The 23,768-nt window shown below is 54.1% G+C and carries 19 protein-coding genes, 5 tRNA genes and 1 other RNA gene; 19 read left to right on the top strand and 6 right to left on the bottom strand.

What is annotated here, in order from left to right; genetic code table 11:
- Nucleotides 1-9 precede the first annotated feature (9 nt).
- Nucleotides 10-2,028, top strand: a complete 2,019-nt coding sequence (gene rep / locus AAGQ96_RS20750; protein ID WP_342754457.1) for a DNA helicase Rep — start codon at nt 10-12, stop codon at nt 2,026-2,028.
- 65 nt (nt 2,029-2,093) lie between these two features.
- Here the strand turns inward: rep and gppA are convergent, their stop codons facing one another.
- Nucleotides 2,094-3,578, bottom strand: a complete 1,485-nt coding sequence (gene gppA, locus AAGQ96_RS20745) for a guanosine-5'-triphosphate,3'-diphosphate diphosphatase (protein WP_342754456.1) — start codon at nt 3,576-3,578, stop codon at nt 2,094-2,096.
- Between the two features lie 7 nt (nt 3,579-3,585).
- Nucleotides 3,586-4,878, bottom strand: a complete 1,293-nt coding sequence (rhlB, locus tag AAGQ96_RS20740; protein ID WP_147200282.1) for an ATP-dependent RNA helicase RhlB — start codon at nt 4,876-4,878, stop codon at nt 3,586-3,588.
- A gap of 117 nt (nt 4,879-4,995) precedes the next feature.
- On the opposite strand from rhlB, the gene trxA reads away from it, so the two are divergent.
- From trxA to AAGQ96_RS20650, 18 genes are all read left to right on the top strand, one after another.
- The gene (gene trxA, locus AAGQ96_RS20735) at nt 4,996-5,328 is read left to right on the top strand and encodes a thioredoxin TrxA (RefSeq protein WP_067709696.1); all 333 of its coding nucleotides are present in this window, start codon (nt 4,996-4,998) and stop codon (nt 5,326-5,328) included.
- A gap of 350 nt (nt 5,329-5,678) precedes the next feature.
- Nucleotides 5,679-6,938 carry a transcription termination factor Rho gene (rho, locus tag AAGQ96_RS20730; RefSeq protein ID WP_147200281.1) on the top strand — a complete coding sequence of 420 codons (1,260 nt, stop codon included), beginning with the start codon at nt 5,679-5,681 and terminating at the stop codon, nt 6,936-6,938.
- Between the two features lie 310 nt (nt 6,939-7,248).
- Entirely contained in the window at nt 7,249-8,328 is a 1,080-nt protein-coding gene (gene wecA / locus AAGQ96_RS20725; protein WP_147200280.1) for a UDP-N-acetylglucosamine--undecaprenyl-phosphate N-acetylglucosaminephosphotransferase, read from the top strand.
- 46 nt (nt 8,329-8,374) lie between these two features.
- Complete coding sequence (wzzE, locus tag AAGQ96_RS20720; protein WP_147200279.1) at nt 8,375-9,403, top strand: ECA polysaccharide chain length modulation protein; 1,029 nt, start codon at nt 8,375-8,377, stop codon at nt 9,401-9,403.
- 43 nt (nt 9,404-9,446) lie between these two features.
- Nucleotides 9,447-10,577 (top strand): UDP-N-acetylglucosamine 2-epimerase (non-hydrolyzing), encoded by a 1,131-nt coding sequence (gene wecB, locus AAGQ96_RS20715; RefSeq protein ID WP_147200278.1) that lies wholly within the window; start codon nt 9,447-9,449, stop codon nt 10,575-10,577.
- Nucleotides 10,574-11,836 carry a UDP-N-acetyl-D-mannosamine dehydrogenase gene (gene wecC, locus AAGQ96_RS20710; protein WP_342754455.1) on the top strand — a complete coding sequence of 421 codons (1,263 nt, stop codon included), beginning with the start codon at nt 10,574-10,576 and terminating at the stop codon, nt 11,834-11,836. Before wecB ends, wecC begins: the two co-directional genes overlap by 4 nt.
- Nucleotides 11,837-11,853: 17 nt before the next feature.
- Complete coding sequence (rffC, locus tag AAGQ96_RS20705; RefSeq protein ID WP_147200701.1) at nt 11,854-12,546, top strand: dTDP-4-amino-4,6-dideoxy-D-galactose acyltransferase; 693 nt, start codon at nt 11,854-11,856, stop codon at nt 12,544-12,546.
- 4 nt (nt 12,547-12,550) lie between these two features.
- Nucleotides 12,551-13,681: a dTDP-4-amino-4,6-dideoxygalactose transaminase gene (rffA, locus tag AAGQ96_RS20700; protein ID WP_342754454.1), complete on the top strand. Its 1,131-nt coding sequence runs from the start codon at nt 12,551-12,553 to the stop codon at nt 13,679-13,681.
- A gap of 1 nt (nt 13,682) precedes the next feature.
- Nucleotides 13,683-14,933 carry a lipid III flippase WzxE gene (gene wzxE / locus AAGQ96_RS20695; RefSeq protein WP_147200275.1) on the top strand — a complete coding sequence of 417 codons (1,251 nt, stop codon included), beginning with the start codon at nt 13,683-13,685 and terminating at the stop codon, nt 14,931-14,933.
- Nucleotides 14,930-16,003 (top strand): TDP-N-acetylfucosamine:lipid II N-acetylfucosaminyltransferase, encoded by a 1,074-nt coding sequence (locus AAGQ96_RS20690; protein WP_147200274.1) that lies wholly within the window; start codon nt 14,930-14,932, stop codon nt 16,001-16,003. The genes wzxE and AAGQ96_RS20690 overlap by 4 nt, the downstream gene beginning before the upstream one ends.
- Nucleotides 16,000-17,346: an ECA oligosaccharide polymerase gene (wzyE, locus tag AAGQ96_RS20685; RefSeq protein ID WP_342754453.1), complete on the top strand. Its 1,347-nt coding sequence runs from the start codon at nt 16,000-16,002 to the stop codon at nt 17,344-17,346. The genes AAGQ96_RS20690 and wzyE overlap by 4 nt, the downstream gene beginning before the upstream one ends.
- Before the next feature lie 30 nt (nt 17,347-17,376).
- Nucleotides 17,377-18,117 (top strand): lipopolysaccharide N-acetylmannosaminouronosyltransferase, encoded by a 741-nt coding sequence (gene wecG / locus AAGQ96_RS20680; protein WP_342754452.1) that lies wholly within the window; start codon nt 17,377-17,379, stop codon nt 18,115-18,117.
- Nucleotides 18,118-18,296: 179 nt separating this feature from the next.
- Nucleotides 18,297-18,373: transfer RNA gene (locus AAGQ96_RS20675), tRNA-Arg, on the top strand.
- A gap of 72 nt (nt 18,374-18,445) precedes the next feature.
- A tRNA-His gene (locus AAGQ96_RS20670) sits at nt 18,446-18,521 on the top strand.
- A 15-nt stretch (nt 18,522-18,536) separates the two neighbouring features.
- Nucleotides 18,537-18,623, top strand: a tRNA-Leu gene (locus AAGQ96_RS20665).
- Between the two features lie 34 nt (nt 18,624-18,657).
- Nucleotides 18,658-18,734 (top strand) — tRNA-Pro (locus AAGQ96_RS20660).
- 76 nt (nt 18,735-18,810) lie between these two features.
- Nucleotides 18,811-18,887 (top strand) — tRNA-Pro (locus AAGQ96_RS20655).
- A 32-nt stretch (nt 18,888-18,919) separates the two neighbouring features.
- Nucleotides 18,920-19,033: non-coding RNA, RtT sRNA (locus AAGQ96_RS20650), on the top strand.
- A gap of 547 nt (nt 19,034-19,580) precedes the next feature.
- Here AAGQ96_RS20650 and hemY read toward each other — a convergent pair.
- From hemY to hemC, 4 genes are read right to left on the bottom strand one after another with little or no spacing between them, the layout of a single operon-like run.
- Nucleotides 19,581-20,771 (bottom strand): protoheme IX biogenesis protein HemY, encoded by a 1,191-nt coding sequence (gene hemY / locus AAGQ96_RS20645; RefSeq protein ID WP_342754451.1) that lies wholly within the window; start codon nt 20,769-20,771, stop codon nt 19,581-19,583.
- 2 nt (nt 20,772-20,773) lie between these two features.
- Entirely contained in the window at nt 20,774-21,904 is a 1,131-nt protein-coding gene (hemX, locus tag AAGQ96_RS20640; protein ID WP_342754450.1) for a uroporphyrinogen-III C-methyltransferase, read from the bottom strand.
- Between the two features lie 23 nt (nt 21,905-21,927).
- Nucleotides 21,928-22,668 (bottom strand): uroporphyrinogen-III synthase, encoded by a 741-nt coding sequence (gene hemD, locus AAGQ96_RS20635; RefSeq protein WP_147200269.1) that lies wholly within the window; start codon nt 22,666-22,668, stop codon nt 21,928-21,930.
- On the bottom strand, nt 22,665-23,606 hold the full coding sequence (gene hemC, locus AAGQ96_RS20630; protein WP_147200268.1) for a hydroxymethylbilane synthase: 942 nt from the start codon (nt 23,604-23,606) through the stop codon (nt 22,665-22,667). The genes hemD and hemC overlap by 4 nt, the downstream gene beginning before the upstream one ends.
- Nucleotides 23,607-23,768 lie beyond the last annotated feature (162 nt).

Below are 23,768 nucleotides of genomic sequence, written 5' to 3'. Positions count from 1 at the left end.
GACTTCCTTATGCGTCTTAATCCTGGGCAGCAACACGCTGTCGAATTCGTTACCGGGCCTTGTCTGGTACTGGCCGGTGCAGGCTCGGGCAAAACGCGAGTCATTACCAATAAAATTGCCCATCTTATCCGCGAATGCGGCTACCAGGCTCGCCACATCGCTGCCGTGACCTTTACCAATAAAGCCTCGCGCGAAATGAAAGAGCGCGTGGCGCAAACGCTGGGACGCAAAGAAGCGCGAGGCTTGATGATTTCCACTTTCCATACGCTGGGTCTGGAAATTATTAAACGTGAATACGCTGCGCTGGGAATGAAGTCGAACTTCTCGCTGTTTGACGATCAGGATCAGATGGCACTGCTGAAAGAGCTGACCGAGCAGTGGCTGGAGAATGACAAAAATCTGCTTCAGCAACTGGTCTCGACGATCTCAAACTGGAAAAACGATCTGATGGATCCTTCCCGGGCAGCGGCTTCAGTGAGCTCGGAACGCGATAAGATTTTTGCACACTGCTACGGGCTCTATGACCAGCACCTGAAATCCTGCAACGTGCTGGATTTCGATGACCTGATCCTGCTGCCGACGCTGCTTTTCCAGCGCAACCTTGACGTCCGGGAACGCTGGCAGCAGCGTATCCGCTATCTGCTGGTGGACGAGTATCAGGACACCAATACCAGCCAGTATGAGCTGGTAAAGTTGCTGGTGGGTGCACGCGCACGTTTCACGGTGGTGGGTGACGATGATCAGTCAATCTACTCCTGGCGTGGCGCGCGGCCGCAAAACCTTGTGCTGCTAAAAGAAGATTTTCCGGCCTTACAGGTTATCAAACTGGAACAAAACTACCGCTCATCGGAACGTATTCTGAAAGCCGCCAATATCCTGATTGCCAATAACCCACACGTTTTTGAAAAGCGTCTTTTTTCTGAACTGGGTTATGGCGCAGAGCTGAAGGTGGTGATGGCCAACCATGAAGATCATGAGGCCGAGCGCGTGACCGGTGAACTGATCGCCCACCATTTTATCAATAAAACGCAATACAAGGACTACGCAATCCTGTATCGCGGCAACCATCAGTCACGCGTGTTTGAAAAAATGCTGATGCAGAACCGCATTCCCTATCGTATTTCCGGCGGCACCTCGTTCTTCTCGCGGCCAGAAATCAAAGATTTGCTCGCATATTTACGCATTCTGACCAACCCCAACGATGACAGCGCTTTTATGCGCATTGTTAACACACCGAAGCGAGAGATTGGCCCGGCAACATTGCAAAAGCTGGGTGAGTGGGCGAATCAGCGTAATAAAAGCCTGTTTACCGCCAGCTTCGATATGGGCCTGGGTCAGACGTTAACGGGGCGAGGGCTGGAATCCTTACAGCGTTTCACTTTCTGGTTACAGGAAGTTGCGGTGCTGGCCGAACGCGAACCTGTTGCGGCGGTGCGTGATTTGATTCGTGGAATCGATTATGAAAGCTGGCTGTTTGAAACATCCGCCAGTCCGAAAGCGGCCGAAATGCGCATGAAAAACGTCAATATGCTGTTCCAGTGGATGACGGAAATGCTGGAAGGCAGTGATATTGATGAGCCAATGACGCTGACTCAGGTCGTCACGCGCTTTACGCTGCGCGACATGATGGAACGCGGTGAAAGCGATGAGGAAACGGATCAGGTCCAGCTGATGACGCTGCACGCTTCAAAAGGACTCGAGTTCCCCTACGTCTATCTGGTTGGCATGGAAGAAGGACTACTGCCGCATCAAAGCAGCATTGATGAAAACAATGTTGAAGAAGAGCGGCGACTGGCCTACGTGGGGATTACCCGTGCGCAGAGAGAGCTGACGTTTACGCTTTGCCGTGAGCGCCGCCAGTATGGTGAATTGATCCGTCCCGAACCCAGCCGCTTTTTACTGGAGCTGCCACAGGACGATCTGAACTGGGAAACCGAACGCAAAGTTGTCAGTGCCGAACAGCGTATGCAAACGGGGCAAAGTCGGGTTGCCAGTTTGCGGGCGATGCTGGATAAATCCAAAAGCTGAGGGACCTTGCAGAAAAAATGGCGTCCTTGCGGCCGCCATTTTTTATAAGGGACAGAGCGAACGGCTTAGCTAATTACCAGCGACCAGTGTACGTAGCTCTGCCAGTGACATTCCTGCTCAAGCAGCTCGGCCCGAAGCGGATGCGTGTCCATCCAGCCGGGTGGCAAGGTAAGACTCAAATTATCGTCTTCAGCATGCAGCCGGACAGCAGGCAAGGTATCATCGCGACGGCGGCTGGCAAAAATGATCGCCAGGCGCAGCAGTCGACACAGTCTTTCCGCCATGCGCGGCGGTACGGCATTTTGCTGGCTGAGCAGCGCCAGATCGATGCTGTTAACCTGATTCTGTAGCAGGGTTGCCAGCAGTTTTTTCTGTGCGGGAGTAAAGCCAGGAAGATCGAGATTGCGGACAAGATAGGCGGCGTGTTGTGGAGCCTGTTTGAAATCTACGCTGAGGCCGATTTCGTGGATCATACAGGCGCTGTCGAGAAGCTCCCGACATCGGTCGTCCAGCTTCCAGCTGTGACTAACCTGACGCACAAAGCTCTCTGCCAATAAGCGCACCCGCTCAGCCTGATCGATATCAATCGTGAAACGGCGCTGGATGTTGTGCAGCGTGCGACCACGGATATCCCGATCGACCGGCAGTTGCAGCATGCCATAGACCAGGCCTTCACGCAGCGCTCCGCCAGCAAGCGTCATGCTGCTGATATTCAGTTCAGTAAAGATAGCGATCAGAATCGACAGCCCGCTGGGGAAAACCAGCGCACGTTCCAGGGTTAACCCTTCGATTTCCAGCTCTTCCAGCTTGCCGCACTGAATAGCGCGCTGTTTCAATTGCTGCAGCTTGCTCAGGGTGATGCGTTCATCCATTCCCTGCGCCACCATAATTTCCTGCAACGCCTGCACGGTGCCGGAAGCACCTACGCAAATTTGCCAGCCCTGTTCGCGCAATTGTTTTGCAACCGGACGAATAATATTGCTGGCGGCCTGTTCAGCCTGCTCGAAATTGGTCTTGCCTAAATGTCGTTCGCCAAAAAAGCGCTCCAGCCAGGTCACGCAGCCCATTGAAAGACTCAATAACGCGGTGGTTTCAGAACCGCTGCCGGTAACCAGTTCCGTACTGCCGCCGCCGATATCCACCACAAGACGTTTATCCGAACCGCCAGTCGTATGCGCCACGCCCTGGTAAATCAGGCGCGCTTCTTCCTCACCACTGATAACATTGATAGCACAGCCGAGGATCTGCTGCGCTTTTTCAAGAAAAGCGCCAGCGTTTGCAGCGATCCGCAATGTGGCCGTAGCGACAACGCGGATTTGCTCAGGCGGAATATCCTGTAACTGTTCGGAGAACAGACGCAGGCATTGCCAGCCACGCTCCATGGCATCCACCGAAAGATGGCTGTCATGGTCGAGGCCAGCAGCCAGACGCACTTTACGCTTGATGCGCGCAACGGTCTGGATGTTGCCAGCTACCTCGCGCACCACCAACATATGAAAACTGTTAGATCCCAGATCTATCGCGGCATAGAGCGATGATGCGCTTAGCATAGGCCGTTTAACCTGAACGTTTGCGGTTATTGTTGCGCGGTGCGCCGCTGCGGCGATTGTTGGTGCCGCCACGACGCGGACCGTTGCCGGCGCGATTACGCGTTAAGCGCTTCGGCGGCGGCAGATCGGTCATTAGCGCGTCACTGTTGTAACGGCTTACGGTGATGCTGTGGCCGATATACTCTTCGATCGCCGGCAGGTTCAGCGCATATTCTTCACAGGCCAGGCTGATTGAGTGACCGTTAGCGCCAGCACGTCCGGTACGACCAATACGGTGGACGTAATCTTCACGATCGTCAGGCAGATCGTAGTTGAAGACGTGGGTTACTGCTGGAATGTGCAAACCACGAGCGGCGACATCGGTCGCAACCAGGATATCCACATCGCCTTTAGTAAAGTCATCAAGGATACGCAGACGCTTCTTCTGCGCCACGTCGCCGGTCAGCAGACCCACGCGGTGTCCGTCAGCGGCCAGGTGGCCCCAGATATCTTCACAGCGGTGCTTGGTATTGGCGAAGATGATGGCGCGATCGGGCCACTCTTCTTCCAGCAGCGTTTGCAGAAGACGCATTTTTTCTTCATTAGAAGGATAAAAAAGCTCTTCCTTAATACGGTGGCCGGTTTTTTGCTCTGGCTCAACTTCCACATACTCAGCGTTGTTCATGTTTTCAAAGGCTAGTTCACGAACGCGGAAGGAGAGGGTGGCGGAAAACAGCATGTTCAGACGCTGGTTTGCCGCAGGCATGCGGCGGAACAGCCAGCGAATATCTTTGATAAAGCCGAGGTCGAACATCCGGTCGGCTTCGTCGAGCACGACAACCTGGATTGCGCCTAAATTGACGTGATTCTGTTTAGCATAATCAATCAGCCTGCCGGTGGTGCCGATCAGAATATCGACGCCGCTCTCCAGCACCTTAAGCTGTTTGTCGTAGCCGTCACCCCCGTAAGCCAGCCCGAGCTTAAGGCCGGTCACCGCTGCCAGTGGTTCTGCATCTGCATGAATTTGCACGGCTAATTCGCGGGTAGGTGCCAGAATCAGCGCACGTGGCTGATTAACCTGACGGCCTTCCGGCGCAGGGTGAGAAAGAAGATGATGGAACGTTGACGTTAAGAACGCCATCGTTTTCCCGGTACCGGTTTGCGCCTGTCCCGCAACATCACGCCCTGTCAGCGTGAAAGGCAATGCCAGCGCCTGAATAGGCGTGCAGTTATGAAAGCCTTTTGTTTCAAGGGCTTCGATAACCTGAGGGTGCAGGGCGAAGTCGGAAAACTTCTGTTCGGTTAAGTGTGTTTTGCTCATAGTGTGGTAGAATATCAGCTTACTATTGCTTTACGAAAGCGTATCCGGTGAAATAAAGTCAACCTAAGTTGGCAGATTTTACGCCAACCAGCCAGGCATAATCTTTTGGAGTAAGACATGAGCAGCGATAAAATTGTTCACCTGACCGATGACAGCTTCGAAACCGACGTACTGAAAGCAGAAGGTTTGACGCTGGTCGACTTCTGGGCAGAGTGGTGTGGTCCATGCAAAATGATCGCCCCGATCCTCGATGAAGTCGCCGAAGAATACGACGGCAAGCTGACAATCGCAAAACTGAATATCGACGATAACCCAGGCACTGCGCCGAAATACGGTATCCGTGGTATTCCTACTTTGCTGCTGTTCAAAGACGGCGAAGTGGCAGCAACGAAAGTGGGCGCCCTGTCCAAAGGCCAGCTGAAAGAGTTCCTGAACGCGAACCTGGGCTGACAGCCCGTCTGGCGGTGGGCGAATTTTTAGCCCGCCGCTAGACGTCCGCCATTAAGCATGCTAACTTACTTTTACTGCACTACGCACTTACCTGTAGTTTGAATCTAAGATTTACTCCTTGTTGAACACTGTATCATTCTCAGTTTTACAGACATTCAGCAATCTGACGGTTAGTATCACCAGAATTTCCGGCGCTTGTCCTTACCGTCCCCCCGTTTCAGATTTGCGTTTTCCTGCACGTGATCACCGAGCGGACACTGACAAGAGAGCCATTAACAGGCATGGATTTTTCGCCATACCATTGACGACAAACATTTCGAGATTTACCCCGAGTTTAAGAACCCACCACTATGAATCTTACCGAATTAAAAAATACGCCGGTTTCTGACCTGATTAGTCTCGGCGAAAATATGGGGCTGGAAAACCTGGCGCGCATGCGCAAACAGGACATCATTTTCGCCATCCTCAAGCAACATGCGAAAAGCGGCGAAGATATCTTCGGCGATGGCGTGCTGGAGATATTGCAGGACGGATTTGGTTTCCTCCGTTCTGGAGACAGCTCCTACCTCGCCGGTCCCGATGATATCTACGTTTCTCCCAGCCAAATCCGCCGTTTTAACCTCCGCACTGGTGACACCATTTCCGGCAAGATCCGTCCGCCGAAAGAAGGTGAGCGTTATTTCGCCCTGCTGAAAGTTAACGAAGTTAACTATGACAAGCCGGAAAACGCCCGTAGCAAAATCCTGTTCGAAAACTTAACCCCGCTGCACGCAAACTCTCGTCTGCGTATGGAACGTGGTAACGGTTCTACCGAAGACTTGACCGCGCGCGTTTTGGACCTGGCTTCCCCAATTGGTCGTGGCCAGCGTGGACTGATCGTGGCGCCGCCAAAAGCCGGTAAAACCATGCTGCTGCAAAATATTGCGCAGAGCATCGCTTACAACCATCCTGACTGCGTCCTGATGGTTCTGCTGATCGACGAACGTCCGGAAGAAGTGACCGAGATGCAGCGTCTGGTGAAAGGCGAAGTTATCGCTTCTACCTTCGATGAGCCTGCTTCCCGCCACGTGCAGGTTGCTGAAATGGTGATCGAGAAAGCCAAGCGCCTGGTTGAGCATAAAAAAGACGTTATCATCCTGCTGGACTCCATTACCCGTCTGGCGCGTGCTTATAACACCGTCGTTCCGGCTTCCGGTAAAGTGTTGACCGGTGGTGTGGATGCCAACGCCCTGCATCGTCCAAAGCGTTTCTTTGGTGCTGCACGTAACGTGGAAGAGGGCGGAAGCCTGACCATCATCGCGACCGCGCTGGTTGATACCGGTTCGAAGATGGACGAAGTGATCTACGAAGAATTTAAAGGTACAGGTAACATGGAACTGCATCTGGCGCGTAAAATCGCCGAGAAGCGTGTGTTCCCGGCTATCGACTACAACCGTTCTGGTACGCGTAAAGAAGAGCTGCTTACCAGCTCTGAAGAGCTACAGAAGATGTGGATCCTGCGTAAAATTATCCATCCAATGGGTGAAATCGACGCCATGGAATTCCTCATCAATAAGCTGGCAATGACCAAAACGAACGATGAGTTCTTCGATATGATGAAACGATCGTAAGTCGTTTCTTCTGCTGAGAAGAGAAGGGTTGAGCGTATCAACCTTTTCTTTTGGCTTCTTTTGAACAAAAAAGGGGCCAGAGGCGGGAAAAGTAAGAAAACTCGGGGAACGCCACGCTCAGACGTGGCGTTTTTTATTTATGGGTTATACGATGAGGTCACTGGAGAATTAAATAAAGGTGTAATTCAGGCTAAAATTCAGTAACAACGCTCAATTTTTGCGCTGAAGCACAATGGACATCAGAATCGACGGTACTTAATGGCATAGAAATTGCTAGTAATCCGTGATTCTTAGCAGAGAGCTGGTTAATGTGAATTTACTCAATATGAGTACTGAGCTTGCTTTAATATTTGTGTTTTCACTGGGTTTTCTTTTTTTCGCCCGTAAAGCAGCCAAACGAGTAGGTTTAGTGGATAAACCTAACTACCGTAAGCGTCATCAGGGCGTTATCCCCCTGGTGGGCGGCATCTCCGTTTTTGCTGGCATCTGCTTTGGTTTTACCTATACCGATTACTATATTCCTCACAGTCTGCTCTACCTGAGCTGCGCCGGCTTACTGGTGCTGGTGGGCGCGCTGGACGACCGTTTTGATATCAGTGTCAAAATTCGCGCCTGCGTTCAGGCCGGCATTGCTGTCGTTATGATGACGATGGGCAAACTCTATCTGCTCAGCCTTGGTTACATTTTTGGGCCATGGGAGCTGATTGTTGGACCGTTTGGTTATGTGCTGACGCTGTTTGCCGTCTGGGCTGCAATTAACGCATTTAACATGGTAGACGGTATTGATGGCCTGTTGGGCGGTCTCTCCTGCGTTACCTTTATGGCAATGGGCATTATCCTGCTGATTGACGGGCAGCAAAGTCTGGCGATGTGGTGTTTTGCGATGATCGCCGCTATCGTGCCGTATATTTTGCTGAACCTTGGCGTATTTGGCCGTCGCTATAAAGTCTTTATGGGTGATGCTGGTAGTACGCTGATAGGTTTTACCATTATCTGGATCCTGCTTGAAGCCACGCAGGGGCCCTCTCATCCCATCACGCCTGTGACCGCGCTTTGGCTGATCGCGATTCCGCTGATGGACATGGTCGCCATCATGTATCGCCGTCTCAGTAAAGGAATGAGCCCTTTTTCTGCCGACCGACAGCATATCCATCATCTGATTATGCGGGCTGGCTTCACCTCCCGGCAGGCCTGTTTTCTGATTACGCTGGCCGCCGCACTGCTGGCTGGCGTGGGCGTACTGGGCGAATCATTAAGCTTTGTCCCGGACTGGATGATGCTGGTGTTGTTTCTGCTGGCCTTTATGCTTTACGGCTACTGCATTAAGCGCGCGTGGCGCGTGGCGCGGTTGTTAAAACGATTAAAAAGAAGGCTGCGTAAAGCACAGTAACGTGACGTTTTCTCTGATTTTACCCTGATGACAAGGAATATGACGTATGACGCATCCTGACGTTGCAGATAACGAACTGGATATTCGCGGACTTTGCTGCACTTTATGGCGGGGGAAAGGCTGGATTGTGGGTAGCGCGCTGCTTTTTGCCGTGCTGGCATGGCTCGGTTCGCTGCTGATAACGCCAAAATGGAGTACGACAGCGGTAACTGACCGCCCGGCAGTGAATATGCTGGGAAGTTACTATTCTCAACAGCAGTTCCTGGACAACCTGGACGTACGCGCCAGCAATGTCGCGGTGACGCCGCCATCCGTCGCGGACGAGGCGTATCAGGAATTTATTATGCAGCTTGCTTCCTACGATACCCGCCGTGAATTCTGGCTACGGACGGGGTATTACAAAACGCGTCAGACTGGCAGTGCCCGTGATGACGCCGCGTTGCTGGATGAGCTGATTAACAATATTCAATTTCAACCTGCCGAGGCGGCAAAAAATCTTAACGACAGCGTAAAACTGATTGCTGAAACCGCGCCGGAAGCGAACACGCTGCTGCGTCAGTATGTTGCGTTTGCCAACCAGCGTGCAGCTTCCCATCTGAACGCAGAGTTAAGCGGTGCATGGATGGCCCGTACCGTGCAGCTTAAAGCACAGGTGAAACGTCAGGAGGCGGTTGCCAGCGCGATTTACGGCCGCCAGGTTCACAGCGTGCAGCAGGCGCTGAAGATTGCTCAGCAGCAGGGGTTTGAGCAGGCGAAAACCAGCACGCCTTCTGAACAGCTGCCAGATTCAGAACTGTTCTTACTTGGCCGTGCTTTACTCCAGGCGCGTTTGGAGAACTTGCAGGCTTCCGGGCCGAATTTTGATCTGGACTATGATCAAAATAAAGCAATGCTCAACACCCTTAACGTTGGGCCGCAGCTGAGCAAAACGTTTCAGACATGGCGCTATTTGCGCACGCCAGAAGAACCCGTTAAGCGCGACAGTCCTCGTCGCCTGTTTTTAATGATCATGTGGGGCGCTGTGGGGGCATTAGCTGGCGCAGGGATTGCACTGGTACGCCGACCGCGTCAGTAAGCGCACAGGCCGTAACCAAACAGACGAAGGAAAGAAAGTAACAGTGAAAGTACTAACTGTTTTTGGCACGCGCCCGGAAGCAATAAAGATGGCGCCGCTGGTTCATGCACTCGCTCAGGATAGCGAGATAGAAGCGCGCCTGTGCGTTACCGCGCAGCATCGCGAGATGCTGGATCAGGTACTGCAACTGTTCGCTATTGTTCCGGATTACGATCTCAATATCATGCGCCCAGGCCAGGGACTGACCGAAATCACCAGCCGTATCCTTGAAGGGCTGAAAGCCGTTTTTGCGGAGTTCACCCCGGATGTCGTGCTGGTCCATGGTGATACGACAACCACTTTCGCCGCCAGTCTTGCGGCCTTTTATCACCGTATTCCTGTCGGGCATGTGGAGGCGGGTCTGCGCACCGGCGATCTCTATTCCCCATGGCCGGAAGAAGCTAACCGCACGTTAACGGGACATCTGGCTTCGTGGCACTTCACTCCGACGGAGACGGCGCGGCAAAACCTGCTGCGTGAGAATTTGCGTGATGTTCGCATGTTCGTCACCGGCAATACTGTTATCGATGCGCTGTTTTGGGTACGAGATCGCGTGTTGAGTGATGATGCGTTACGCAACGGTCTTGCGTCGCGTTACCCGTTCCTCGATCCGCAGAAAAAACTGATCCTGGTGACGGGGCATCGGCGGGAAAGTTTTGGTGACGGGTTTGAACGCATTTGCAGCGCGCTGGCGGAAATCGCCCGTACGCATCCTGAAGCGCAGATTGTTTACCCGGTTCATCTCAATCCTAACGTCAGCGAGCCGGTAAACCGTATCCTCAGCGATATCGATAATGTCGTGCTGATTGAACCTCAGGAATATCTGCCGTTTGTCTGGCTGATGGATCGCTCCTGGCTAATCCTCACCGATTCTGGCGGCATTCAGGAAGAAGCGCCTTCACTGGGCAAACCGGTGCTGGTGATGCGTGAAACAACTGAGCGCCCGGAAGCGGTGGAAGCGGGAACGGTCAAACTCGTTGGCACAGACATCCAAAAAATCGTCAGTGAGGTGACTCGCCTGCTGACCGATGAAGACGCTTATCAATCCATGAGCCGTGCCCACAACCCCTATGGGGACGGCCTGGCCTGCGAACGCATTGTGCAGGCACTTAAAAATAATCGGGTTTCGCTATGATTTTCAATACCATTTCTGTTATCGGGCTGGGCTATATTGGCCTGCCTACCGCTGCGGCTTTTGCCTCCCGGCAAAAATCTGTGATTGGCGTGGATATTAACCCGCAGGCGGTCGACACCATTAACCGCGGCGAAATCCACATTGTCGAGCCGGATCTTGATCTTGTGGTAAAGAAGGCGGTTGAGCAGGGTTATCTGCGTGCCACCACGCAGCCCGAACCGGCAGATGCCTTTCTGATTGCGGTGCCAACGCCGTTCAAAGATGACCACCAGCCCGATCTGTCATGGGTTAAAGCGGCGGCTGAATCTATTGCTCCCGTATTAAAGAAGGGCGACCTGGTCATTCTGGAGTCGACCTCGCCAGTTGGCGCAACGGAGCAAATGGCCGAATGGCTGGCCATAGCGCGTACCGATCTGACTTTCCCACAGCACGCCGGTGAGGAAGCCGATATTCACATCGCCTATTGCCCGGAACGCGTTTTGCCGGGGCAGGTGATGGTGGAGCTGATTAAAAACGATCGGGTGATCGGCGGCATGACGCCGCTTTGCTCGCGTATGGCCCGCGAGCTGTACAACATCTTCCTTGAAGGAGAGTGTGTAATCACTAACTCGCGTACTGCGGAGATGTGTAAGCTAACGGAAAACAGTTTCCGCGACGTTAACATTGCCTTTGCCAACGAGCTTTCGCTGATTTGTGCTGATCAGGGCATTAGCGTCTGGGAGCTTATCAGCCTGGCGAACCGTCATCCTCGCGTCAATATTTTGCAGCCGGGCCCGGGCGTGGGCGGTCACTGCATCGCCGTCGATCCCTGGTTTATCGTGGCGCAGAATCCGGTTCAGGCTCGCCTGATCCGCACCGCGCGTGAAGTTAACGATGGCAAACCACACTGGGTGCTGGAACAGGTGAAAAACAAACTCGCCGAATGCCTGGTCGCCAGTGATAAACGCGCCAGTGAGCTGAAAATTGCCTGTTTTGGGCTGGCCTTCAAGCCCAATATCGACGATTTGCGCGAAAGCCCGGCGATGGAAGTTGCTGGCATGATTGCCGACTGGCACCAGGGCGAAACGCTGCTGGTTGAACCGAATATTCATCAACTGCCAAAAGCACTGTCGGGTCGCGCTACGCTGGTCGAACTGGAGACCGCACTGGAGCAGGCTGATGTGCTGGTGATGCTGGTGGATCACCAGCAGTTTAAAACTGTCGATACTGCCCGTTTGAAATCGCGCTGGCTGGTGGATACTAAAGGTGTCTGGCGGTGAGTGCGGAAAAAGCGCCGCTGGGCGTTGAAGGTCAAATCGCTCCGCTGAGCTGGGAAAACAGTTTCTTTGGCCTTAACAGCGGGCTACTGACGCTTGCTAACGGCGTGTCGCTTGAAACGACTCAGTTACAAGACTATGACCTTGTGCAGGTGAAAGTGCTGTCGCAGCAGACGGCCGAGCTGGATGCGCTAAGTTCGCTGGGCTTCCGACTGGTGGAAGGCGAAGCGGATTTTGTGCTGGGAACAGGCGCTGGCGGAAGGCCCGAAGGGATCCGTATCGCCCGCAAAGAGCATATTCCCGCTCTGCGTGAAGCTGCCAGCGGCGCTTTTGCTTACAGCCGTTTTCGTGAACCCTGGTATCAGCCAGGCGACAGCGCGCGCTTTTACGCGCAGTGGATTGAAAATGCCGTGCTGGGGACGTTTGATCATCAGTGTCTGATCGCCGTCAGCGACACGGGCGATCTTCAGGGGTTTATCTCGCTGCGTGAACTGGCAGACGGCAGTGGCAGGATCGGCCTGCTGGCTACGCTGCCGGAAGCCCAGGGCCTGGGTGTGGGACAGCGCATGATTGAAGCGGCTTCTGACTGGTGTCGCGCTCGCCGCCTGAGCCGCCTGCACGTTGCCACACAACTGGGCAATCTGCCTGCGCTCCGGCTCTATCTTCGTTGCGGTGGCGTAATCGAACGCACCGCTTACTGGCTCTACAGGTAACGCTATGATCCCGTTTAATGCCCCGCCGGTGGTAGGAACCGAGCTTGAATATATGCAGTCGGCCATGGGAAGCGGCAAGCTGTGCGGCGATGGTGGGTTTACCCGTCGTTGTCAGCAGTGGATGGAAAATAAGTTCGGCAGTAAAAAAGTCCTGCTAACGCCATCCTGCACCGCCTCGCTGGAAATGGCCGCCATTTTGATCGATATCCAGCCTGGCGATGAAGTGATCATGCCAAGCTACACCTTCGTGTCGACCGCCAATGCTTTTGTGCTGCGCGGCGCGACGATTGTGTTTGTGGATATTCGTCCCGATACGCTGAATATGGACGAAACACTGATCGAAGCCGCTATTACCGAAAAAACCAAGGCGATTGTGCCGGTTCACTATGCGGGCGTCGCCTGTGAGATGGACGCGATCATGGCGCTGGCAGACAAGCATAAGCTGTTTGTCATTGAAGATGCGGCGCAGGGCGTCATGTCTACTTATAAAGGTAAAGCGCTGGGCACCATCGGCCATATCGGCTGTTTCAGCTTCCACGAAACCAAAAACTACACCGCTGGCGGGGAAGGCGGCGCGACGCTGATTAACGATCCATCGCTGGTTGAACGCGCTGAAATCATTCGTGAAAAAGGCACCAACCGCAGCCAGTTTTTCCGTGGGCAGGTGGATAAATACACCTGGCGGGATATTGGCTCCAGCTATCTGATGGCGGATCTCCAGGCCGCGTACCTGTGGGCGCAGCTGGAAGAGGCTAACCGGATTAATGAGCAGCGCCTGCGGCTGTGGCAAAACTACTACGATGCATTGCAGCCGGTTGCCGCCAGCGGCAGAATCACGCTGCCTTCTATTCCGCCGTCCTGCCAGCACAATGCACATATGTTCTACATCAAGCTGCGGGATAACGACGATCGTTCGGCGCTGATCGACTGGCTGAAGGAAGCGGAAATCCTGGCGGTTTTCCACTATATCCCTCTGCATTCTTCGCCAGCCGGGCAGCGTTTTGGCCGCTTCCATGGCGCTGACCGCTATACCCGTTTTGAAAGCGAGCGTCTGCTGCGCCTGCCTCTTTTTTATAACCTCTCTGACAATAATCAGAAGACGGTCATTAACTCTCTGCTGAGCTACTTTTCCTGATATGTCACTGGCTAAAGCTTCGGTGTGGACGGCAGCGTCCACACTGGTAAAAATCGCTGCCGGTTTACTGGTGGTCAAAATGCTGGCGGTTTCGTTTGGGCCGAGCGGCGTGGGGCAGGCGGGCAATTTTCGTCAGCTGATTACCGTCCTTGGCGTACTGGCCGGTGCCGGTATCTTTAACGGTGTCACCAAGTATGTGGCGGAATATCAGCAGCAACCAGAGCGGCTACAGGCTGTTACCGCGACGGCTTCAGCGATGGTGCTGGCGTTTTCCACCCTGTTAGCCGTCGTTTTTCTGCTGTTTGCGCAGCCCATCAGCATCGGCCTGTTCGGCCACGACAACTATCAAAACGTGGTGCGCATAGTTGCCTTTTTGCAGATGGGTATTGCCTGGGCCAACCTGGCGCTGGCGATCGTCAAAGGCTTTCGTGATGCGCGAGGCAATGCGCTGGCGCTGATTATCGGCAGTCTGACTGGCGTGGCGGCGTGGTTTGTTTGTTTCTGGCTGGGCGGCTACAGCGGCGCACTGGTTGGCATGGCGATGGTGCCTGCACTGGTCGTGATACCGGCAGCAATAATAGTGGCGAAACGCGAGCATCTGCCGCTGCATTTCCTCAGGCCCGCCTGGCATAGCGATATCGCCCGCAACCTGGGGAAATTTACCCTGATGGCGTTGATGACGTCCGTCACGCTACCGGTCGCCTGGATAATGATGCGTAATCTGCTGGCGGAGCACAACGGCTGGGAGCAGGTGGGATTATGGCAGGGTGTCACCAGCATTTCAGATGCATATCTACAGTTCATCACCGCATCGTTTAGCGTTTATTTGCTGCCCACGCTGTCGAAACTGACCGACAGGCAGGCTATCTCGCGCGAAATATTTCGCTCGCTGCGCTTTGTGCTGCCCGCAGTAATGGCGGTCAGTTTAACCGTCTGGCTGCTGCGCGATGTCGCTATCTGGCTGCTGTTTTCCAGCAAGTTTACCGGCATGCGCGACCTGTTTATCTGGCAGCTCACCGGCGATGTCTTTAAAGTTGGCTCCTACGTCTTTGGCTATCTGGTGATTGCTAAAGCGTCGCTGCGTTTTTATCTGTTGACCGAGCTGGGGCAGTTTATATTGCTGACGCTATTTGCCCGCTGGCTGATCCCTTTGCACGGTGCGACAGGCGCGGCACAGGCCTATATGGCTACCTATATCGTCTATTTCGCGCTCTGCGCTGGCGTATTCTTTCTTTATCGTAGACAAGTATGACAACACTGATTCACGTTCTCGGCTCGGCCATTGCACACCATAACCAAACCGTGCTGCGATTTTTTAATGATGTTATTGCCCGGACGCTGCCCACGTCCGCCCCCCGGCAGTTTTGGATTGTCGGGGAAGCGCCTGCCTCGGCAGAATTTGACCGGCTGGCGATTCGCTGGTTTGCAAATAAGAAGGCGATTGCGCGGGCGGTAACGGAACGCGCTCAGGCTGACCGACAGACGAAATTCTTTCTGCATGGTCAGTTCAATCCTCGCCTGTGGCTGTCGATTCTGCTGGGCAAAATTCGGCCATCACAGCTTTGCTGGCATATCTGGGGCGCCGATCTGTATGAGCAGGCGGGTGGGCTGAAATTCCGGCTGTTTTACAGCATGCGTCGGCTGGCGCAAAAAAGGGTGGGGCACGTGTTTGCCACGCGCGGTGATATCGCGCATTTTCATCAGCGGCACCCTTCGGTACCCGCCTCACTGCTCTATTTCCCCACGCGTATGGCGCAGGTCGAACTGCCGCAGACGGCTAAAAGCGAGACCCTGACGATCCTGGTCGGCAACTCTGGCGATGCCAGCAACCGCCATATTCAGGCGTTGCAGGAAATCCATCAGCAATTTGGTCAGCAGGTAAAAGTGATCGTGCCGCTGGGCTATCCGGAAAATAACGGCGCTTATATTCAACGTGTGCGCGAAGCGGGAGAAGCACTCTTTCCTGCCGAAAGCCTGGCGATCCTGAGCGAAAAACTCGCTTTCCCTGACTATTTGCAACTGCTGGCAGAATGCGACCTGGGCTATTTCATTTTTGAACGCCAGCAGGGGATTGGCACGCTGTGCCTGTTGATTCAGGCCAATATCCCCTTTGTTATTAACCGAAAAAATCCTTTCTGGCAGGATTTAACCGAACAGCAGGTACCGGTGTTGTTTGCGGGTGATGCGCTTGACCGCCAGGTGATAGAAGAAGCCCGGCGACAGATGATGGGGCTGGATAAATCGACCATCGCGTTCTTCGAGCCGGCTTACCTGGCGGGCTGGAAACAGGCGCTCGCTCTGGCAGAAGGAGAAGCGGCATGATGCTCTCGCAATTTGCTGGCCTGCTGGTCGTGTGGCTGCTTTCGCTGGGATTGATCCTGACGCTGACCTGGCGTGAGTTTCGCCGCGTACGTTTTAATTTTAACGTCTTTTTCTCGCTGCTGTTTTTCCTGACCTTCTATTTCGGTTTCCCGCTGACCAGCCTGCTGGTGTTCGGTTTCAACGTAACCGTGGTGCCTGCGGAGTATTTGTTACAGGGAATGCTCGCCGCTACCGGGTTTTATGGCATTTACTATGTCAGCTATAAAACCCGTTTGCGGGCGGTGGATAACAGACCGGATCGTCAGGCTTTTACCATTAACCGGGTGGAGGCACATCTTACCTGGGGCATTCTGGCGCTGATTGCGCTGGGCACGGTTCTGGTCTTTTTCCTGCATAACGGTTTTCTGCTGTTTAAGCTGCATAGCTACAGCCAGATCTTCTCGGCGGAGGTCTCGGGCGTAGCGCTCAAGCGCTTCTTTTACTTCTTCATCCCGGCGATGCTGGTGGTTTATTTTCTCCAGCCTACTTTCCGTAACTGGCTGCTGTTTTTGGTCGCTACCGTAGCATTTGGCCTGCTGACCTACGCGATTGTGGGCGGAACCCGAGCCAATATCATTATCGCTTTTGCGCTGTTCCTGTTTATCGGCATTATTCGGGGTTGGATAACGCTGTGGATGCTGGCAGCCGCAGGCGTGGCGGGTGTGGTCGGGATGTTCTGGCTGGCGCTGCGTCGCTATAACCTTGACGTCAGCGGATCGGAAGCGTTTTACACCTTCCTTTATCTGACTCGCGACACCTTCTCGCCATGGGAAAACCTTGGCCTGCTGCTGCAAAATTACGACAAAATTGATTTCCAGGGGCTGGCACCCATCGTGCGTGATTTCTACGTCTTTATCCCCAGCTGGTTGTGGCCGGATCGCCCCTCCATCGTGCTGAATAGCGCTAACTACTTTACCTGGGAAGTGCTGAAGAACCATTCCGGGCTGGCTATCTCGCCGACGCTGTTAGGTTCGCTGGTGGTAATGGGCGGTGCCTGGTTTATTCCGTTGGGTGCCGTGGCGGTGGGGATGATCATCAAATGGTTCGACTGGCTCTATGCGAAAGGTCGTAATGAGACCAATCGCTTTAAAGCAGCGATTTTACAAGGTTTTTGCTTCGGTGCGGTGTTCAATATGATCGTGCTTGCCCGCGAAGGGCTGGATGCGTTTGTGTCCCGCGTGGTGTTCTTCTGCCTGGTTTATGCGGTGGCCGTGATTGCCGCCAAATTGCTGTACTGGCTGCTGGATAGCGCTGGACTGATTCGTCCACGCCCTAACTCCGTTTCTCTTCCGGCGCAGAACTGAATGCCCGCTGCTCTGATTAAGGATTATATAATGGACGCACCTTCGTCTGTGCCTCAGTACGCAATCCGTGGCTTTACGCTGTGGGGTTTCCGCGATATGTCGGCTTTTATTGACTATCTGTGGCAGGAAAATAGCCTGAAAACAGGCACTCTGGTGGCAATCAATGCTGAGAAAGTCCTGACCGCTGAAAGCCAGCAGGAGATACACCAGCTGATTAACGCGGCGGAATACAAATATGCCGACGGCATCAGTATTGTTCGCTCAATCCGCAAGAAGTATCCGCAAGCCGACGTTTCGCGTATTGCCGGAGCCGATCTGTGGGAAGGTCTGATGGAACGCGCCGGGCGGGAAGGAACGCCGGTTTTCCTGGTGGGCGGCAAGCCCGGTATTCTCACGCAAACGGAAGATAAGCTGCGGCGGCAGTGGAATGTAAACATTGTTGGTTCGCAGGATGGTTATTTTGCGCCTGCCGATCGCGACGCTCTGTTTGCCCGCATCGCCGCCAGCGGCGCGAAGATTGTCACCGTAGCGATGGGATCGCCGCGTCAGGAGATATTGATGCGTGATTGTAAGGCGGTGTATCCGCAGGCGCTCTATATGGGCGTAGGCGGTACCTACGATGTTTTTACCGGCCATGTCAGGCGTGCGCCGCTCATCTGGCAAAAAATGGGGCTGGAATGGCTCTACCGCCTGATTGTGCAACCTTCGCGGATACGTCGTCAGCTAAAACTGCTGAAATATCTGCGCTATCACTGGCGTGGCGATCTTTAATTTTTGCCTTTTCCACCTCGTCAGTGATTCAAAAGCAACGGATTAACGGCCAAAAATAGCCTAAAACGTACGTAGTTTAGACAGAATGCACAAAGCGTAAGCAAACAGTGGTTTTTGTGAAAAAAGCCCTGGACAGGATCGGCTCTAGTCCGTAATATGCCCATCCGCAACGGCGCAACGCGCCCGTAGCTCAGCTGGATAGAGCGCTGCCCTCCGGAGGCAGAGGTCTCAGGTTCGAATCCTGTCGGGCGCGCCATTAAGTTTGTGCGCAAGAGCTGCGGTGGTAGTATTACCGCGTTAGGAAGTAAGCAGTACAGCAGTAGGGGTGGTGGCTATAGCTCAGTTGGTAGAGCCCTGGATTGTGATTCCAGTTGTCGTGGGTTCGAGTCCCATTAGCCACCCCAGATTTTGTCAGGTATGCGAAGGTGGCGGAATTGGTAGACGCGCTAGCTTCAGGTGTTAGTGTCTTAACGGACGTGAGGGTTCAAGTCCCTCTCTTCGCACCACAAAATCGAAAGCAGTAAAGAAAGCAGTATCGTTCGGCGAGTAGCGCAGCTTGGTAGCGCAACTGGTTTGGGACCAGTGGGTCGGAGGTTCGAATCCTCTCTCGCCGACCATCTTTCGAAATCTCGCTAAGGCGGGGTTTTTTGCTTCAAGTCTGTGGATTTGAGCAGCAGCAGTTAAAAAAGTTTTCGGCGAGTAGCGCAGCTTGGTAGCGCAACTGGTTTGGGACCAGTGGGTCGGAGGTTCGAATCCTCTCTCGCCGACCATCTTTCAAGAAACCCGCTTCGGCGGGTTTTTTTGTCTCTGTAGCCCACAGAGGATGAGAACCTCCGAAGGAGGTTTGAGCCGAGCGCAGCGAGACAACGTTGCTTTAGCAACGGCCCGCAGGGGAATAATCCTCTCTCGCCGACCATCTTTCAAGAAACCCGCTTCGGCGGGTTTTTTTGTTTTTGTCGTTTATTATCCTGAGGCTGTCTCCGTTCAGAGACGATTAAATTATTGTAAAGTAAAGGTTTTACATAACCATGCTTAGGCTGTCGCCAGTAAGCGACAATCTGCATCAAATTGCGTAAGGGAATGCTGTCTGAAAAGGGATCTGCGACCAAAGATGCAGTGAATGCAGCTGTTAATCATGACATTAAAACGATTACGGTACTTATTGGCAACCTGGCACGCTTAGTGCATCATAAGCAGCGTAGATGCTCATTCCACCTCTTATGTTTGCGCAAGCTTCATAAACCCGGGAATGATGCAGAGCCCTTTACGGTACCTGTTGTCCACCTGCCGCTATCGTCATTTGACCTTAACGGCGACCCGGGCACTGCGTTGAGTCAGGTACCAGCCAAATTGTCTTACGACCTGTTTTTTTACACCTGTCATTACGGCAGGTGTTTTTTTTTGCCGGTTATAGCTAAAAAAAAACCGGGCGGATGCCCGGCTTGTGGAGAGGAATGCAGACGCTACGGATTGTTTTTTAGCGTCAGTAACAGCCCGTCACGTCGCATTTGCGCGGCTTCTTCGGGCTTGTGCTGTTTATCCAGCGTGTCGGCCAGCCAGGCATAGTCAAAGGCATCAGGACGCTGTTGTAATGCTGCCCGGAAGGCCTCACTGGCCCGTTCCCATTCACCGTGCTTCATCAGCAGCTGCCCCAGCGTACTGTGCAGCAGTGGCGTTGCGCCATGCTGTTTGATTTGCTGACGGAGCGCTTTCTCAAGCTGCTCAGGATTACCGGTTTTTAGTCGCGGCATCAGCAGCACCAGACGCTCATCGTAGCCGCGCTTCAGACCATCCAACACAATTTCCTGCGCGGTTTGATGATCGTCGCAGACAATCAGATGGTCGGCCATGGCAACCTGCAAGGCTGTCTCATGCCGCGTTTTACGGCTCTGATTGTGCCACCAGCGTTTCAGCCCATCGCTGCCCTGATCGGCCATTGCCTGGCTCATTAATCCCAGCCAGGCTTCCTGCTGGCGTGCCAGACGATGCGTATCATCCGCCACTTTCGCTTTTTCCATCGCTGGCAGAATGTCGAGCAGCGCGCTCCAGGCACCCGTGCGAACGTAGGCCTGTTCAGCAAGGCGCAAAACTTCAGGATGGCGAGGTGCGACCTCAAGCAGATGATCAATACCGTGACGGGCAGCATGATCTTCGTTACGCGCCAGCTGTAGACGAACACGGGTAATCTCTACCGGCAACTGATCGCTGCCAGCCAGTTCAGCGGCACGCTCAAGATGCTGATTAGCGCGGATTTCATCGCCGCGCTGCTGAGCCGCCTCTGCCGCCAGCAGATAGTTAACCACCGGCTGCTCCGCATGATCGGCATTGCGCGACAGCAGTTTTTCCACTTCCTGGTAATCGCCTTCCGCCAGCTTGATTAGCGCAGCGTTAGTCTGCTTACGCGCGCGGCTGCGTTTGCGTCCTCTGAACCAGCCGCGGGTTTTTACACCGGTACGGAACACGCGACGCAGGACCCATTCCACAAACAGGATCACCAGTAATGACAGGATCAGGATGATCGCCAGGCCCGTCACGCTGGTTTCGATATTCCAGCTGTCGGTCTGGATCAGGACATAGCCTTGATGACCCGCAATCATTGGGCCAAGCACGATCCCGGCCATCAGTAACAGAAACAGTATCAGGACTTTAAGCATGCTTATTCTCCCTGCTGCTGTTGCCCGGCACCGGGCTGGGCGAGCAGGTTGCGTACGCGTGTTTGCATCAGCTTATCCAGTAGCGGCTGGCTTTGCAGAGCATCCGGTACGTCCATGGAGACGTTCTGCTGGCTCAGTTCGTCCAACTGGCTGAGAAAGGCTTTGGTCGCCGGATCGTTGGTATCAAACCAGGCACGCACCCAGGTAGAAACCGTGTCGATAGACTGTTTGAAAATTTCATCCTGATGGCGTGGCACGGCCTGAGCGGCAATCAGCAGACGCGAGCGGATATTTTCACGCAGGTAAACATCCTGATTGGGTGCTAACAACGGTTCAGCGGTGGTATCGCGACGACGGATGGTGATGAAATCATCCATAAAGTTATGCCAGCTTTTTACCAGGTTCTGACGCCATTCACGCAGGGAAGACGAAAGTTCCCCGCTGTCGGCATCCATCGGCGCATCGTCGCTGTCGTTGTCGGCAAGACGAAGGTTATCGACCCCGTTGGAAAGCTGATTCAGCTTGAGGATAATGCCGTCATAGTCGACCTGGCTGACCGCGGAAAGGGAACTGATATCCTGGGTCAGCGCACGCCGTGCATCGATCAGGCTGGGATCGTTCATGTCTGCCAGACTGGCATCTGCACTTTTTAACAGCGCAGCGGCAGTGGTGACATCCTGATCGCTCCACAACTTGCGTCCCGCCAGTTTTACCAGGTAATCAGCCTGCGCCAGAAGCCAGGTGTGAGCATCGTTACCGGAAATAGTGGCAACCTTTTCTTTCAGCTCGTCCAGCTGCTGGCTCATGGCCGTTTGGCGATCGCGTGCGGTGGCCAGTGCACTGGTTTGCTCATCCAGCTGACGGGTCAGTTTCTGCTTTTCGCCTGCGGAGTATTGTTGTAGCTCGGCAAGTTGACCGGCCAGCGCCTGGTTCGCCGCAGTTTGCTGGCGAGCCTGATGCTGAGCATTAATATAAAGTCCCACGCCCGAGGCCACTGCGATAGCAATAGCCAGCACAGCCAGTGCCGTGGCGGTATTGCGCGGCTTACGGCCGGGTTTTTTCTCTGGCGTTGAAGTCTCTACCGCTGGGGGTGTCTCTTCAACCAGGGCAGAGGAATCTTTTTGTTCCGTCATTTTGGCACATCCCATATTTAAGTTTATTGTAACGCGCGTAACAGGGCGTCGTTATCGGCACCATCGGCTACCCTGATTTTGCGCCAACCCAGTTCCCTGGCGCGGATAGCCAAACGTTCACTGACCACCAGCAGCTGGCAATGCATAAGCCATTCCTCTCGATCAATCTCCGGGAACAGCGAAAAAAGCTGCTGAAGCATTTCGCCGCTGGTCACAACCAGCGTATCGATGCCGCGATCTCGCCAGCGGCGACCCTCGACGGCACCTTGATATATTTTTGCACAGCGTTGATAGCATTCAACAAACTGTACATCAGCACCGCGCTGTTGCAAGGTTTCTGCAAGCAGTTCACGACCGCCATTGCCGCGCAGGATGAGCGCGCGCTTTCCGGCGACCTGCTGTAAAGCAGGCAGCTGTATCAGTATTTCACTGGTTTCCCGCTCGTGCGGCCAGACGACATCCAGCCCGCTGACGGTATGCAGCGCCAGCGCGGTAGTGCGACCTATTGCATAATAGTGCAGGTTGGCGGGCCATGTTACGCCCGCTCGCGTTAAAACCGGCTGGGCATAATGAATGGCGTGCTGTGAGAGGAGGAAAACCAGGTCGCCTTCCTGTTGCAAGGCAAGCTGGGCAGGAAGTCCGTCCAGCCCTGTGCCTGGCGTAAATTCAATTAACGGCATTGACCAGGCGACCCTGCCAGCCTTGCGTAAACGGCTGACCAGCTCTTCAGCCGCTGGCGCTGGGCGGGTCACCAGGATAGTCATTCAGGTGGGTTTCCCTGGTAGACCTCGGCCAGGATTTCACGAGCGCCGTTGTTCAGCAGCTCTTCGGCCAGTGAAATCCCCATTTTTTCTGCATCTTCGCGCGGACCACGGCGCTCCCCACGGATCATCGTTTTTCCGTCTGGAGAACCCACCAGCCCGCGCAGCCACAGTTCATCGTCCTCGAGCAGCGCAAAACTGCCGATTGGAACCTGGCAACCGCCTTCAAGACGCGTGTTCATCGCGCGTTCCGCTTTAACACGAATGGCAGTGTCGTCATTATTTAACACGGATAGCAAAGTGATAGTCTGTGCGTCATCAAGCCGACACTCAATTCCCACTGCGCCCTGGCCTACCGCAGGCAGAGACTCCTCAGCGGGCATAGCATGGCGGATCCGATCCGACAGCCCCAAACGCTTCAGTCCCGCGACAGCAAGAATAATGGCGTCATAATCGCCGGCATCCAGCTTGCTCAGACGCGTGCCGACGTTACCGCGCAAAGAGCGGATAATCAGATCGGGACGACGGGCGCTGAGCTGACACTGACGACGCAGGCTGGAAGTGCCGACAACCGCACCCTGAGGCAGATCGTCCACACAATTGAAGCGATGAGAAACAAAGGCATCAAGCGGATCTTCGCGCTCGCAGATCGTGACCAGCCCCAGCCCCTGCGGGAAGGCAACGGGCACATCTTTCATGGAGTGCACGGCAAGATCGGCACGTCCATCCAGTAAGGCCTGCTCAAGCTCTTTGACGAACAGGCCTTTTCCGCCGACCTTTGCCAGTGGCGTATCAAGGATGATGTCACCTTTAGTGACCATAGGGACCAGTTCAACGCGCAGGCCCGGATGAGCGGCCATCAGACGCTGTTGAACATAATGTGCCTGCCACAGCGCAAGCGGACTTTGCCTGGTGGCTATTCTTAAAATTTTGTCTAACATGCTTGTTACCGTTTTTATCGTTCATTGATTATCCTATCATTGATACGGGAAGGCTGTCAGTTTCTGCGCTTTGAAACGGCACGGAAGGGGCGGATTCCTGGGGCTACGGTCCGGGCGATGGTAAAACGTGCTAAACTGTTAAGTAGCGCAACTTTCTTTACG

The organism is Pantoea sp. MBD-2R (assembly GCF_039134845.1).
In the GTDB taxonomy this organism is placed as follows: Bacteria; Pseudomonadota; Gammaproteobacteria; order Enterobacterales; family Enterobacteriaceae; genus Erwinia.
Note: the sequence above shows the minus strand (reverse complement) of the source record. Positions and strands in the feature narration are given on the sequence as shown.